This window comes from Amycolatopsis sp. SID8362 (assembly GCF_010550475.1).
Lineage (GTDB): Bacteria > Actinomycetota > Actinomycetes > Mycobacteriales > Pseudonocardiaceae > Amycolatopsis > Amycolatopsis eburnea.
In genome coordinates, this window is record NZ_JAAGNB010001158.1 from 1 (window position 1) to 13,700 (window position 13,700).

The following is a 13,700-nucleotide window of genomic DNA, read 5'->3' on the forward strand; positions in this document are numbered from 1 at the left end:
TGATCGTCGGCGGCAGCGCGAGTTCGGCTTCGGCGCCGCGGAAGGTCACCAGCCCGACCTTGTCGCGGCGCTGGTAGGCGTCGAGCAGCAGCGACAGCACCGCCGTCTTGACCTCGCGCATGCGGGCCTTGGCGCCCATCGAGCCGGACGCGTCGACGCAGAACAGCACGAGGTTGCCTTCGCGGCCTTCGCGCAGCGCGTACCGCAGGTCTTCGGGACGCAGCTTCAGCGCGGCGCCGTCGCGGCCGCGGGCTTTCTGGTGCGGTGCCGCGGCTTTGACGGTCGCGACCAGGTGCGGCCGTCCGTCGCGGACGCTCGGGGGCTGGACGCCGATGGTGCGGCCGCTGTCGGTGATCGCACGCGACCGGCGTCCGCGCTCGCCCTCACCCATGCCTTTGACGCGGAAGACCTTGGCCTTGAACGTTTCCCCGGCGCCGACGGTCTTCTGCTGCCCGCCGTTGTGCTGCTGCTGGGGCTGCCCCTGCGGCGCGTCGCCCGGCGGAACCTCTTGCGGGGCCTCGTCCGGCATCGAACCCGAGCCGGGGCCGTCGTCCTCAGGGCCCGGCTCGGGCGGCTGGGCGTCCTGAAGTGCCTGCTCCAGCTGCTCTTCCGAGATGCCGGGCGCGTCGAACGGGTTGCGGCGGCGCCGGTGCGGCAGCGCGAGCCGCGCGGCGACGCGGACGTCTTCGGTGGTCACCTCGTCGCGCCCGGCCCAGGCCGCGTGCGCGACCGCGGTGCGGGCGGTCACGATGTCCGCGCGCATGCCGTCGACCTCGAAGGACGCGCAGACCTCGGCGATCTGGCGCAGGGCGTCGTCGGGGAGCTTCACCGCGGGCAGAAGCTTCTGCGCCGCCTCGATTTCCGCGGCGAGCCGGGCGTCCTCGCCGGCGTACTGCGCGGCGAACCCGTCGGGATCGGCTTCGTAGGCGAGCCGTCGCCGGACGACCTCGACGCGCTGCTCGGGGTCGCGGCTGGAGGCGACCTCGACGGTCAGCCCGAACCGGTCCAGCAGCTGCGGCCGCAGCTCGCCCTCCTCCGGGTTCATGGTGCCGATCAGCACGAACCGCGCCGCGTGCGAGACGGAGACGCCCTCGCGCTCGACGGTCGCGCGGCCCATCGCGGCGGCGTCGAGCAGGGTGTCGACGAGGTGGTCGTGGAGCAGGTTGACCTCGTCGACGTAGAGCAGCCCGCGGTGCGCGGCGGCCAGCAGGCCGGGCTGGAAGTCCGTGACGCCTTCGGCCAGCGCGCGTTCCAGGTGCAGCGACCCGATCACGCGGTCTTCGGCCGCGCCGACCGGCAGCTCGACCAGCTTGGCCGGCCGCCGGTGCCCCGCGGCGCCGTCGTGCGGGCCGTCCGGGCAGAGCGGGTCGGGGGCGGCGGGATCGCAGGAGAACCGGCAGCCGTCGACGACGTCGACGCCCGGCAGCAACCCGGCCAGCGCGCGGACCATGGTCGACTTGGCGGTGCCCTTTTCGCCGCGCACCAGCACCCCGCCGACGGCGGGCGAGATCGAGGACAGGACCAGCGCGAGACGCAGGTCCGGCAGCCCGACGACGGCGGTGAACGGGTAGGGCTTCAACAGCACTCCTCCTGGTGGGCGACCGGCCGATCATCGCACAGCGCCGGGCTCGCTTAGGGTGGGAAATCGTGCGCGAAAAATCACGCCTCACCGTGGTGGGGATCGGGGCCGACGGGTGGTCCGGCTTGTCCGAACAGGCTCAAGCCCTGGTCCTCGGCGCCGACGTCGTGCTGGGCGCGCCGAGGCAGCTCGAGTACCTGCCCGACGGCGTCGCGCGCGAGCCGTGGCCCTCGCCGTTGCTGCCGGGGCTGGACGCGTTCATCGCGGAGCACGAAGGGCAGCGAATCTGCGTCCTGGCCAGCGGGGATCCGTTTTTGTCGGGGGTCGGCACTACGCTGGTGGCACATGGATACGAGGTCGACGCGTTCCCCGCGCTCTCGTCGGTGACACTGGCCCGCGCCCGGCTGGGCTGGTCCGCCGAAGAGACCGAGGTGGTGACGCTCGTCGGCCGCTCGTCAGCCCGGGTCGCCCGGGTGCTGGCCCCGCGGCGGCGGGTGCTGGTGCTGGGTGCCGACGCGACGGCGCTGCGCTCCCTCCTCACCGTGCGGGGGTATGGCGAGAGCGAGCTGTTCGCGCTGGAGAACCTGGGCGGCCCCGAAGAGCGCATCACCGACGGCTGGGCGGGCGAACCCGGCCCGCTGACGGTGTTCGCGCTGGAGTGCGCGGGTCCGGCGCTGCCCCTGATCGGCATCCCGGACGACGTGTACGCCCACGACGGCCAGCTGACGAAGCGCGACCTGCGGGTTTCGGCCCTCTCGAGGCTCGCGCCGAGCCCCGGCGAGCTGCTGTGGGACGTCGGCGCGGGCGCGGGCAGCGTCGGCATCGAGTGGTCGCGGCTGCACGGGCTGAACCGCGCGGTCGCGATCGAGCGCGACCCCGAACGAGCGGAACGGATCGGCCGCAACGCGGTGGACCTGGGAGTACCGGAGCTGGAGGTGGTGACGGGAGAGGCACCGGAGGCGCTGAGCACGTTGCCGGCACCGGACGCGGTGTTCATCGGCGGCGGGGTGACGGTGCCGGGAGTACTCGAGACATGCGTGGCCACCGGAGCACGGGTGGTGGCGCACGGAGTGACGGTGGAGGCGGAACAGGTGCTGGCACGAGCGTATGCGGACCACGGCGGCGAGCTGGTGCGCATCGGGATCGAGCGCGCGGCCCCACTGGGCGGCTTCACGGGCTGGTCGCCGGCGCGCGTGGTGACGCAGTGGAGCAGCCGATGACCGTGCACTTCATCGGGGCCGGGCCCGGGGCCGCCGACCTCATCACCGTCCGAGGGCGGGATCTCCTCGCCCGGTGCGACGTTTGCCTCTACCCCGGCAGCATGACCCCCACCGACCTCCTCGCGTACTGCCCGCCCGGCGCCGAACTCGTCGACACCGCGAACCTCAGCCTCGAACAAATCGTCGCCCGCATGGTCGAGGCCCACCGCAGCGGACGCGAAATAGCACGGCTCACGTCCGGTGATCCATCGCTCTACAGCGCCGTCGCCGAACAAATGCGGCGGCTCGACGCGGAAAACGTGCCGTACGAGGTCGTCCCCGGCGTGCCCGCCTTCGCCGCGTCGGCCGCCGTGCTGCAGCGGGAACTCACCGTGCCCGAAATCGGGCAGAGCCTGGTCATCACGCGGGTTCAGGCACGGTCCACGAAGATGCCGCCGGGTGAGACCCTCGCCGCCTTCGCCGCCACGGGGGCGACGCTCGCGTTGCACCTCGCGATCAACCACGTCGAGCGGGTCACCGATGAGCTGATCCCGCACTACGGCGAGGACTGCCCCGTCGCCGTCGTCGCGCTCGCGACCCAGCCTGGCGAGACGATCGTGCGCGGGGTGCTCGGCGACCTCCCCGCCCTGGTCCGCGAAGCCGGGATGACGCGCGCGGCCACCATCTTCGTCGGGCGGGTGCTCGCCGCCACGAACTTTCCCGACAGCTTCCTCTACTCGAGTGCCCGTGACCGGGCCGGCCAACCGGAGTCGTTGTGACGGAACTGCGCTGGGGCCTGCTGGCCGCCGGGACGATCGCCGGCCACTTCGCCGCCGGTGTCGAAGAAAGCGAGCACGGGACGTTGGCCGCCGTCGGCGCTCGTGACGTCGGCCGGGCGCGGGAGTTCGCCGCGCGGTTCGGGATCCCGGCCGCGTACGGCAGCTACGAAGACCTCCTGGCCGACCCGGACATCGACGCCGTCTACGTCTCGACGCCGCACGCCCTGCACAAGGAGTGGGCGATCGCCGCCGCCGAAGCGGGGAAGCACGTGCTGTGCGAGAAGCCGCTGACCATCACCGCGGCCGATGCCGAGGAGGTCATCGCCGCCGCGCGGAAGCACGACGTCTTCCTCATGGAAGGGTTCATGTACCGGCTGCACCCGCAGACGCGGCGGCTGGCCGAGCTGATCGCGAACGGTGCGATCGGCGAGGTCCGCGCGGTCGACACCGCGTTCTCCTTCGACAGCAACCCGGAGGAGACCGCCCGGCTCGGCGACCCGGCGCTCGGCGGGGGCGGGATCCTCGACGTCGGCTGCTACTGCACGTCGCTGGCCCGGCTGGTCGCCCAGGCCGCGACCGGCGAAGCCGTCGTCGAGCCGACCGAGGTCAGCGGGATGGCCCGGCTGACCGCGGACGGCGTCGACGAGTACGCGACCGGCCTGCTCCGGCTGCCCGGCGACATCCTCGCGACGATCTCCTGCGGCATCCGCCTGACCCGCGAAGACGGCATCCGCGTGTACGGCTCGCACGGACACCTCCACATCCCGCGCCCCGCGTGGATCCACCCGCTGCGGACGCCGGGCACGTCGCAGATCATCCTGACCCCGGCCGGCGGCGAACCCGAGGTCATCGAGGTCGAAGCGACTCAAGGCGTCTTCGCGCGCGAAGCCGACCACGTCGCAGCGCACGTCGGCGACCGGCAGGCACCCGAACTGTCCTGGGCGGAAACCCTCGCCAACCTGCGGACCCTCGACCGGTGGCGCGAGGCCGTCGGGTACGGACGGCCGCGGTGATCCTCATCCTCGGCGGCACCGGCGAAGCCCGGAAACTCGCCGAAGAGCTGACAGGGCACGAAGTCCGGGTCGTCTCTTCGCTGGCCGGACGCGTCGCGCGGCCGCGACTGCCCGTCGGCGAAGTGCGCGTTGGCGGCTTCGGCGGCGCAGACGGACTCGCGACCTGGCTCCGCGAGAACGACGTCCAAGCCGTCGTCGACGCCACGCACCCCTTCGCCGAGCGCATCGGCGCCAACGCGGCGAAGGCCGCCGAGCTGACCGGCACTCCGCTCCTGCGGCTCGCCCGCCCGGGCTGGCAGCCGGAGCCCGGCGACGTCTGGCACTGGGCGGACGACCTCGCCGGCGCCGCGAAGATGCTCCCCGAGCTGGGCAAACACGTGTTCCTCACCAGCGGCCGCCAGGGGCTGCCCGCCTTCGCGCACCTCGACGACCTGTGGTTCCTGATCCGCTGCGTCGACCCGCCCGAGCCGCCGCTGCCGCGCCACCACGAGCTGATCCTGGCCCGCGGGCCGTACGAGGTGGCCGCCGAGCGCGAGCTGCTCGGCCGCGTCGACGTCCTGGTCACCAAGGACTCCGGCGGCGGCCAGACCAGCGCGAAGCTGACCGCGGCGCGGGAGCTTCGGAAACCCGTCGTGGTCGTCCGGCGCCCGCCGCGGCCGGCGACCGAGACCGCCGCGACCGTCCCCGAAGCCGTCGAATGGGTCCTGCACCGATGATCGAAGAGTTCTACGAAGTCCTGCGCAAGCGCCGCGACGTCCGCGGCGAGTTCACCGGCGCGCCCATCCCCGAAGCGACCCTGACGAGGGTCCTCGAAGCCGCGCACGCCGCGCCCAGCGTCGGGCTCACTCAGCCCTGGGACTTCGTGCTGGTCGACGACCACCCGACGCGCGAGAGGTTCGCGAAGCACGTCCACGAAGAGCGCGAGGTCTTCGCCGCGCAGCTCGCCGAAGACCGCGCGAGCACCTTCGCGAACATCAAGATCGAGGGCATCCTCGAGTCGAGCCTCGGCGTCGTCGTCACCTATGACCCGGCCCGCGGCGCGCCCGACGTGCTCGGCAGGCACGCCATCGCCGACGCCGGCCTCTACTCGGTGTGCCTGGCGATCCAGAACCTCTGGCTCGCCGCCACCGCGGAAGGCCTCGGCGTCGGCTGGGTGAGCTTCTACCGCGAACCGTTCCTGAGCGAGCTGCTCGGCATCCCGGACGGCGTCCGCCCGGTCGCGTGGCTCTGCGTCGGCCCGGTGAGCCGGCTCGAGACCGTGCCGGACCTGGAACGCCACGGCTGGCGCAACCGCCGTCCCCTGACCGAGGCGGTCCACCACGGGCGGTTCACCCCGCGTGATCCGGGGGCTGCGTCAGCCGCCGACCACTGACCCGTTAGCGTTGCGCCGATGCGTCTGATTGCCGTAGCGCTGGGGTTGCTCTCGGCCTTGTGCGCGCTGGCTTTCCCCTTCCTGCCGGTGGTGCAGGACACGGCGGAGGTCGTCTGGCCCACCGGCAGCGACACCCGCTCCGTCAACGCGCCCTTGACCGGGTACTGGGCGCAGGACCTGCGCGCCGAACTGCCGTGCGCGGCGATCCGCTCGGTCGACACCCGCACGAACGGCCCGGGCCTGCTCTTCGCCACCGTGCCGGACGGGCGCACCGACCCGAACGCCGGCAAGGGCGTCGGCCTGCAGCTGCGCGTCGACAACGGCGTGCTGTTCGCCTCCAGCCAGGGCCAGCAGATCGCGCAGCAGCCGCTGCCCGCCGAGAAGTGCGACGTCGAGCTGGACGTCGACGCGACGCAGATGACCCTGGCCGTGGCCGGGACGCCGATCTTCCACGCCGAAGGCGACGTCCGCCCCCGGGTCGTCGGCATCTACTCCTCGATCAACTCGAGCAAGGACCCGATCGCCGGCCTGCACGTCTCGGTCGTGCCGGACACGCGCTACCAGACGTCGCCGACCGCGCTGAAGATCGTCGTCGGCGTGGTCGCCGTGCTGTCGCTGATCGGCTGCATGATCGCGGTCTGGCGGCGCGACTCCGGCTTCGCGCGCCGCGCCCCCCGCTGGGCGCCGGTCGGCTGGTGGCGCCTGACGCTGCGCGACGCCACGGTGATCGCCGCGCTCGGCGCGTGGGTCTTCATCGGGCCGGTGACCTCGGACGACGGCTACATCCTCACCATGGCCCGGGTCACCGAATCGACCGGCTACCTGACGAACTACCACCGCTGGTTCGGCGTCGCCGAGGCGCCGTTCGGCTGGTTCTACCACGTCTTCGAGCTGATGACGCACGTCAGCACGGTGCCACCGTGGATCCGGCTGCCCTCGTTCCTGCTCGGCGTGCTCAGCTGGCTGCTGATCAGCCGCGAGGTGATGCCGCGCCTGGGCACCCAGATCCGCACCAGCCGCCCGGCCAGCTGGGCCGCCGCGACGGTGTTCCTGATCTGGTGGATGCCCTACAACAACGGCGTCCGGCCGGAACCGGTGGCCGCGCTCGGCTCGCTGCTGGCGATCTGCGCGGTCGAGCGCACGCTGGTGACGCGGCGGCTGCTGCCGCTGTGCCTCGGCCTGACCGCGGCCGGGTTCACCCTGGCCGCGACGCCGACCGGCCTGATCGCGGTGGCGCCGTTCCTGGTCGCCGCGCGGCCGCTGTTCAAGCTGGTGCGCCAGCGCGCGACCGAGAGCGGCTGGCTGCCGGTGCTGGCGCCGGTCGCCGCCGCCGGGCTGCTCGTGCTGGTCGTGGTGTTCGCCGACCAGACGTTCGCGACCGTGCAGGAGGCCACCCGGATCCGCACCCAGGTGGGCCCGAACCTGTCGTGGTTCCAGGAGCTCGCGCGCTACCAGCTGCTGTTCGAGAGCCTGCCCGACGGCTCGGCGCCGCGCCGCTTCCCGGTGCTGCTCGTGGTGCTGTGCACGGCCACATGCCTGGTGATGCTGCTGCGCCGCGGCCGCATCCAGGGCGCGTCGCTCGGCCCGGCGCGCCGCCTGATCGGCACGACGGCGTTGTTCTTCCTGCTGCTGGCACTGACGCCGACGAAGTGGACGCACCACTTCGGCGCGTTCGCCGCGGTCGGCGCGTCGATGGCGGCGCTGACCGCCCTCGCGACCAGCTCGACGGTGCTGCGGTCGAAACGCAACCGCGCGGCCTTCCTGGCCGGGCTGCTGGTCGTCGCCGCGCTGGCCGCGACCGGGCCGAACACGTACTGGTTCGTCTCGCGCCTCGGCGTCCAGTGGACGAACGTGGCGCCGTCGATCGGCGGCATCCCGCTGTCGACCATCCTGCTGGTGGCGGCGGCGATCGCCGGGGTGTACGCGTTCGTCGAGAACGTCCGTGCGCACCGGCCGGGCGCGCCCGCGCCGGTGCAGGAGGGCCGGCTGCGCGCGCTGCGGCTCGGGTCACTGTCGCTGGTCGTGGTCTGCGGCCTGGTGGCGGCGGGCGAGTTCGTCACGATGGCGTGGGCGATCCACAACCAGGCCGGCAGCTACAGCCTGGGCGCGGCGAACGTCGGGCACCTGTTCGGCAAGAGCTGCAACCTTTCCGACCACGTCATGGTCGAGCGCGACGCGGCGACGAGCATCCTGCACACGCAGTCCGAGCAGCGGACCGTCGCGGAGAAGCCGCAGGAGAACTCGCCGCTGCCCAACCCGGACCAGGACAACGGCCGCGTCCAGACCGGCTTCCACACCCGCCCGGTCGACGACAAGGACCCGCTGGCCGAGCCGCCGCACGGGTTCACCCCGGACAAGGTGCCGATGTGGTCGAGCTTCCTCGACCCGGAAACCCGCGCCGGGCGGCTGCGCAGCGACTGGTACGCGCTGACGGAGAAGCCGGCGGACGGCCAGGTCGTGGTGGCGACCGCGGGCGCGGCCCGCCGCCCGACGTCGGTGAGCCTCGACTACGGCGTCAACACCCCGGACGGCGTCAAGGTGCTGCGCAGCCAGTTCATGCTGCCGCCGGGCGCGGGCACGGGCGGCTGGAACGACACCCGCATCAACCTGCGCGACCTCCCGCCGGAGACGAACGCGGTCCGCATCAACATCGTCGACAACGACCTCACCGAGGACGGCTGGATCGCGGCGTCCGCCCCGCGCGTGCCGACCTTCACGACGCTGACCGACCGCATCGGCTCGAAGCCGGTGTACGTGGACTGGCCCGCGTCGTTCGTGTACCCGTGCGTCCAGCCGGTGACGTCCCACGACGGCATCTCGCAGGTCCCGGCCTACCGCATCACCGCGGGCGGGCTGGCGGACGAAGCGACCTGGGCGTCGTCGACGAACGGCGGGCCCATCGGGTGGCTGGAGGAGCTGGCCGAGGAACCCGAGGTCCCGAGCTACCTGATCGGGCAGCCGAGCCAGTCGTGGGGGCAGCTGCTGCAGATCGAGCCGTTCACCGAGGGCATCGCGCCGACGGTGGTGCACGGCGAGAAGACGGTGCCGGGCTGGTGGTCGCCGGGTCCGGGACCGCGGCAGCCGAACGGCAAGGACCCCACGCGCTGAGCCGGACGGCGGCCTTCGGTACCGCCGTCCGGGTGCCCGTGCCGGCCTTCGCTCTACCCTGAGTGGCACAAAACAATGGGCGGGAAAAGGTGTCGCCCGAAATATCCTTTACCGGCATCGACTCGATCACGAAACTGGTCAGTTCCCATTCCCGGAACTAGCTTTCTCCTCGCCCCTCCACCGTCGCAGGGGTGACTTCCTCGAGGAGGACCAGTGATGCGCAGACCCGTGATCCGGCTGATCGCACTGGCCGCAACGGCCGTGACGACCGCCGGTCTCCTGGTCGGGGCCGCCGCGGCCAGCGACCGGACCCCGTTGCCGGGCAGTGTCCCGGCCTGGGCGAAATCATCCGCCCGCACCGGGGCGGCGAATTCGGCGGACAATGTCGCGTTCCGCGTTTACCTCGGCTGGAGCGGCGACGCGGCCGCCACGGCGAGCAGCGTCTCGACGCCGGGTTCCGCCGGGTACGGCCAGTTCCTGACGGCCGCGCAGTTCCGGCAGCGGTTCGCGCCGTCGCAGAACGACGTGACCGCGGTGCAGCAGTGGCTGCGCAAGGCCGGCTTCGACGTCGGCTACACCCCGGGCAACCACCGGTACGTGCAGGCCGAGGGCACGGTCGCGCAGGCCGCGGCCGCGTTCGGCACGAGCTTCGGCGAGTACAAGGTCGCCGGCAAGACGCTCCGCGCGCCCGAGCAGGACCTTTCGCTGCCCGCCGGTCTCCCGTCGAGCGTCGGCGCGGTCGTCGGGCTCGACGAGTCGTTCGCGCTGCTGCAGCCGTCCGCCGGCCCGGCCGCGTCGCCGTCGCCCGCGTTCGTCAACGCGCCGCCGTGCTCGGCCTACTACGGCGAGAAGACCACCGCGACCACGCTCACCCCGGACGGCGTCAAGGTGCCGGACGCCTACGGGCACCCGAACCCGTGGGCGCCGTGCGGCTACACGCCGACGCAGCTGCAGAGCGCGTACGGCGTCCAGCAGGCCATCGCCTCCGGCACCAACGGCAGCGGGCAGACCGTGGCGATCATCGACGCCTACGCCTCGCCGACGATCCTCTCGGACGTCAACACCTACTCCCGCCTGCACGGCCTGCCGCAGCTGTCCGGCAACCAGTTCAGCCAGGTGGCGCCGCCGGGCGTGTACAACCGGCCGCAGAACCCGAAGCAGGACCCGCAGGGCTGGTACGGCGAGGAGACCCTCGACGTCGAGGCGGTGCACAGCATCGCGCCCGGCGCGAACATCGTGTACGTCGGCGCGCCGAACAACTACCAGGACCTCGACGCGGCGATGAACCACGTCGTCGACCAGCACCTGGCCTCGATCGTCACGAACTCCTACGGGTTCTCGACCGAGCTGCTGCCGACCGGCTACGTCAAGCCGTTCAACGACACGCTCATCGAAGCCGCGGCGACCGGCATCGGCGTCTACTTCTCCAGCGGGGACAACGCCGACGAGACCGGCGGCGTCGCCGCGAACTTCCCGAACGCGACGCCGGACTGGCCCGCGGTGAGCCCGTGGGTGACCGCGGTCGGCGGGACGTCGCTCGGCGTCGGCAAGAACGGCGAGTACCTCTTCGAGACCGGCTGGGAGACCGGGCGATCGGTGCTGACGAACGGCGCGTGGGTGCCGACGCCGCCGGGTGAGTTCTTCGGCGGCGCCGGCGGCGGGACGAGCCGGCTGTTCGCCCAGCCCGCGTACCAGGCCGGCGTGGTGCCGAACGCCATCGCGACGGCGAACGGCGCCCGCCCGCGGCCGATGCGGGCGGTGCCGGACGTGGCCGCGCTGGCCGACCCGAACACCGGTTTCCTGGTCGGGCAGACGCAGGCGTTCCCGGACGGCACGGCGAAGTACAGCGAGTACCGCATCGGCGGCACGAGCCTGGCGTCCCCGCTGTTCGCCGCGTTCGTCGCGCTGGCGCAGCAGCGGGCGGGCCGCACGTTCGGCTTCGCCAACCCGCTGCTGTACGGGAAGGCGGGCAGCTCGGCGTTCCACGACGTCAAGCAGCCGCCGTCGCCGATGGCGGTCGCCCGGGTGAACTACAACAACTCGGTCGACGCATCAGCCGGCTACTCGGCGGCGAGCCTGCGTTCGCTGGACGCCGACGCCGTGCTGACGATCCACGTCCGCGACGGCTACGACGACGTCACGGGCATCGGCACCCCGAACGGAGCCGCGTTCCTGACCGGGCTCGGCTAGTAGCTGCGTGGGGTCCAGACGACACCGGCTTCCGCCCGGGTGCGGCTGGACCCCACGATCAGCAGGCAGCGCATGTCCACTGTGGACGGATCGAGATCCCCGAGCGTCGTGATCCGGATGTCCTCCTCCGGGCCGCCGACGTCCCGCGCCACCACCACCGGTGTCGCCGGGGCGCGGTGGCGGAGGAGGACGTCACGGGCATCGGCGAGCTGAGTCGTCCGGGTACGCGACGCCGGGTTGTACAGCGCCAGCACCAGGTCCGCCGCGCCCGCCGCGTCCAGCCGCTTCTCGATGATCTCCCACGGCTTCAAGCGATCGGACAGCGACAGCACGCAATAGTCGTGGCCGAGTGGCGCACCGACGCGTGAGGCCGCCGCCTGGGCCGCCGTCACACCCGGCACGATCCGGACGCGCACGCCCGCGCCGTGTCCGGCCGCGACCTGCTCCAGCACCGCCGACGCCATCGCGAACACCCCCGGGTCACCCGAGGACACCACCGCGACCCGCGCGCCGGAAGCGGCCAGGGACAACGCTTCGCGGGCGCGGTCCGCCTCGACGCGGTTGCCCGACGCGTGCCGCTGCTGGCCCGCCTTCTGCGGCACCCGCGCGACGTACGGGCCGTAGCCGACGATGTGCTCCACCTCGGCCAGCTCGGCGGCGGCCTCCGGGGTCAGCCACTCCGGCCCCGCGGGGCCCAGGCCGACCACCACGACCTCGCCGCCGGACGCCGCCGGAGCCGGGGCGCCGGCGGGCGACTGCCGGGACGCGTAAGCCGGGGAAGGCAGCAGCGCCAAGGAAAAGTACGGCACCGAAGCGGGGTCGACTTCGCCGAGCGGCTCGATCCGCTGCTGTCCCCACGTCGCGCGCTCGACGAAGACGGCGTCGTCGAGCTTGCCCGCCTCCGCGAACGCCTCGCGCACCGAGCCGAACGTCCGGCCCAGCTTCAGCACGGCCGCCGCGTCGGTGTCCGCCAGCCGCCGGGCCAGTTCCGGCGCCGGGAGGGTGCCCGGGAGCACCGTCAGGACCTCGTCGCGCTGGACCAGCGGGCGGCCGAGCACGGAGGACGCCGCGCTCACCGACGTCACGCCGGGCACGACGATCGCTTCGAACCGGCCGGAAAGCCGTTCGTGCATGTACATGTACGAGCCGTAGAAGAACGGGTCGCCCTCGCAGAGGAGGACGACGTCGCGGCCCGCGTCGAGGTGCTCGGCGAGCCGTTTCGCGCTCAGCTCGTAGAAGTCCGCGATCGCGCCCTCGTAGCCGCCGGGGTGGTCGGTCGTCTCCGTCGTGACCGGGTAGACGAGCTTCTCCTCGATCTGCCCCTCGCGCAGGTACGGCTCGGCGACCGACCGCGCGATGCTGCGGCCGTGCCGCGCGCTGTGGTACGCGATCACCGACGCTTCCGAGATGAGCCGCGCCGCCTTGACCGTCATCAGTTCCGGGTCGCCGGGGCCGAGCCCGACGCCGTACAGCTTGCCCAGGCTCATTCTTCGGCGCTCGCCAGTGCGTTGATGGCCGCGACGGCCATCGCGCTGCCGCCGCGCCGCCCGTGCACCACCAGGTACGGGGCCGGGGCGCGCTTCGCCAGCTCCACTTTGGACTCGACGGCGCCGACGAAGCCCACCGGCACGCCGATGATCGCCGCGGGGGCGCCGACGCCCTCGTCGAGGATCTCCAGCAGGCGGAACAACGCCGTCGGCGCGTTGCCGATCGCCACGACCGAGCCGGGCAGCTTGTCGCGCCACAGTTCCAGGGCGGCCGCCGAGCGCGTGGTGCCCATCCGCTCCGCCAGCCCGGGCACGCTGGGGTCCGAGAGCGTGCAGAGCACTTCGTTGGCCGCGGGCAGGCGACGGCGCGTGACGCCGCTGGCGATCATCTGCGCGTCGCACAGGACCGGCGCGCCGGCTTCCAGCGCGGCCCGGCCCGACTCGACGACGTCGAGGGTGTAGCGCAGGTCGTCGACCAGATCGACCATGCCGCAGGCGTGGATCATCCGGACCGCCAGCCCGGCCACGTCGTCGGGCAGGATCGCCAGGTCCGCCTCTTCGCGGATCGTGGCGAACGAGTGCCGGTAGATCTCGGCACCGTCCCGCAGGTAGTCGATCACAGCATTCCCTTCACCTCGTCGAGCGGCACCCAACGGCCGTCGACCCGATATCCGTCCGCTTCGGCGACCACGTCCACGTGGGACCCCGACGGCTTGCCGCACCGCCGTTCGCAGCCCGAAAAGTGCGCGCGCAGGCCCGGCCGGAACACCGCGTCGGCGCGCACGTCGGCACGCGACTTCGCGCAGCCGGGGCGGCCGATGCACGCGGTGGTGCCCAAGGCGTCGGCACCGAAACCCAGCCGCTCGAAGACGTCCGCGGGCACGTCCGGCAGCACCACGGACTTCCACGGCGTGACCAGCGCCGTCCCGAACTCCGCGAGCGCCCGCGCCCGCGCGGCCGAAAGCTGCCCGAA

The 13,700-nt window shown here is 72.7% G+C and carries 10 protein-coding genes and 1 pseudogene; 7 read left to right on the plus strand and 4 right to left on the minus strand.

The genetic code is table 11. From position 1 onward, the window contains the following. Positions 1-1,579, minus strand: a 1,579-nt coding sequence (locus G3I65_RS35895) for a magnesium chelatase subunit D family protein (RefSeq protein WP_160700034.1), incomplete at its 3' end; no start/stop codon positions are given. A 68-nt stretch (positions 1,580-1,647) separates the two neighbouring features. Here G3I65_RS35895 and cbiE point away from each other — a divergent pair. The 7 genes from cbiE (at position 1,648) to G3I65_RS35930 (ending at position 11,240) form a co-directional block, all read left to right on the plus strand. Continuing rightward, positions 1,648-2,799: a precorrin-6y C5,15-methyltransferase (decarboxylating) subunit CbiE gene (gene cbiE / locus G3I65_RS35900; RefSeq protein WP_163046809.1), complete on the plus strand. Its 1,152-nt coding sequence runs from the start codon at positions 1,648-1,650 to the stop codon at positions 2,797-2,799. Then, on the plus strand, positions 2,796-3,557 hold the full coding sequence (gene cobM, locus G3I65_RS35905; protein ID WP_160700035.1) for a precorrin-4 C(11)-methyltransferase: 762 nt from the start codon (positions 2,796-2,798) through the stop codon (positions 3,555-3,557). Before cbiE ends, cobM begins: the two co-directional genes overlap by 4 nt. Then, a complete protein-coding gene (locus G3I65_RS35910; protein WP_160700036.1) occupies positions 3,554-4,570 on the plus strand; it encodes a Gfo/Idh/MocA family protein in 1,017 nt (338 codons plus the stop codon). The genes cobM and G3I65_RS35910 overlap by 4 nt, the downstream gene beginning before the upstream one ends. Then, positions 4,567-5,286, plus strand: a complete 720-nt coding sequence (locus G3I65_RS35915; RefSeq protein WP_160700037.1) for a cobalt-precorrin-6A reductase — start codon at positions 4,567-4,569, stop codon at positions 5,284-5,286. The genes G3I65_RS35910 and G3I65_RS35915 overlap by 4 nt, the downstream gene beginning before the upstream one ends. Beyond that, complete coding sequence (gene bluB, locus G3I65_RS35920; protein WP_160700038.1) at positions 5,283-5,942, plus strand: 5,6-dimethylbenzimidazole synthase; 660 nt, start codon at positions 5,283-5,285, stop codon at positions 5,940-5,942. The genes G3I65_RS35915 and bluB overlap by 4 nt, the downstream gene beginning before the upstream one ends. An 18-nt stretch (positions 5,943-5,960) precedes the next feature. Then, the gene (locus tag G3I65_RS35925; protein ID WP_203612612.1) at positions 5,961-9,050 is read left to right on the plus strand and encodes an arabinosyltransferase domain-containing protein; all 3,090 of its coding nucleotides are present in this window, start codon (positions 5,961-5,963) and stop codon (positions 9,048-9,050) included. A 216-nt stretch (positions 9,051-9,266) separates the two neighbouring features. Continuing rightward, positions 9,267-11,240, plus strand: a complete 1,974-nt coding sequence (locus tag G3I65_RS35930) for a protease pro-enzyme activation domain-containing protein (RefSeq protein ID WP_160700039.1) — start codon at positions 9,267-9,269, stop codon at positions 11,238-11,240. Here the strand turns inward: G3I65_RS35930 and G3I65_RS35935 are convergent. The 3 genes and pseudogenes from G3I65_RS35935 to G3I65_RS35945 form a co-directional block, all read right to left on the minus strand. Continuing rightward, positions 11,237-12,727, minus strand: coding sequence for a precorrin-2 C(20)-methyltransferase (locus G3I65_RS35935; RefSeq protein ID WP_160700040.1), 1,491 nt, complete (start codon positions 12,725-12,727; stop codon positions 11,237-11,239). The two genes, G3I65_RS35930 and G3I65_RS35935, sit on opposite strands and share 4 nt — an antisense overlap. Next, positions 12,724-13,347: a precorrin-8X methylmutase gene (locus G3I65_RS35940; RefSeq protein WP_160700041.1), complete on the minus strand. Its 624-nt coding sequence runs from the start codon at positions 13,345-13,347 to the stop codon at positions 12,724-12,726. Before G3I65_RS35940 ends, G3I65_RS35935 begins: the two co-directional genes overlap by 4 nt. Continuing rightward, positions 13,344-13,700 (minus strand): annotated as a pseudogene (locus G3I65_RS35945) (precorrin-3B synthase); the annotation flags it as partial. The gene G3I65_RS35940 and the pseudogene G3I65_RS35945, both read right to left, overlap by 4 nt.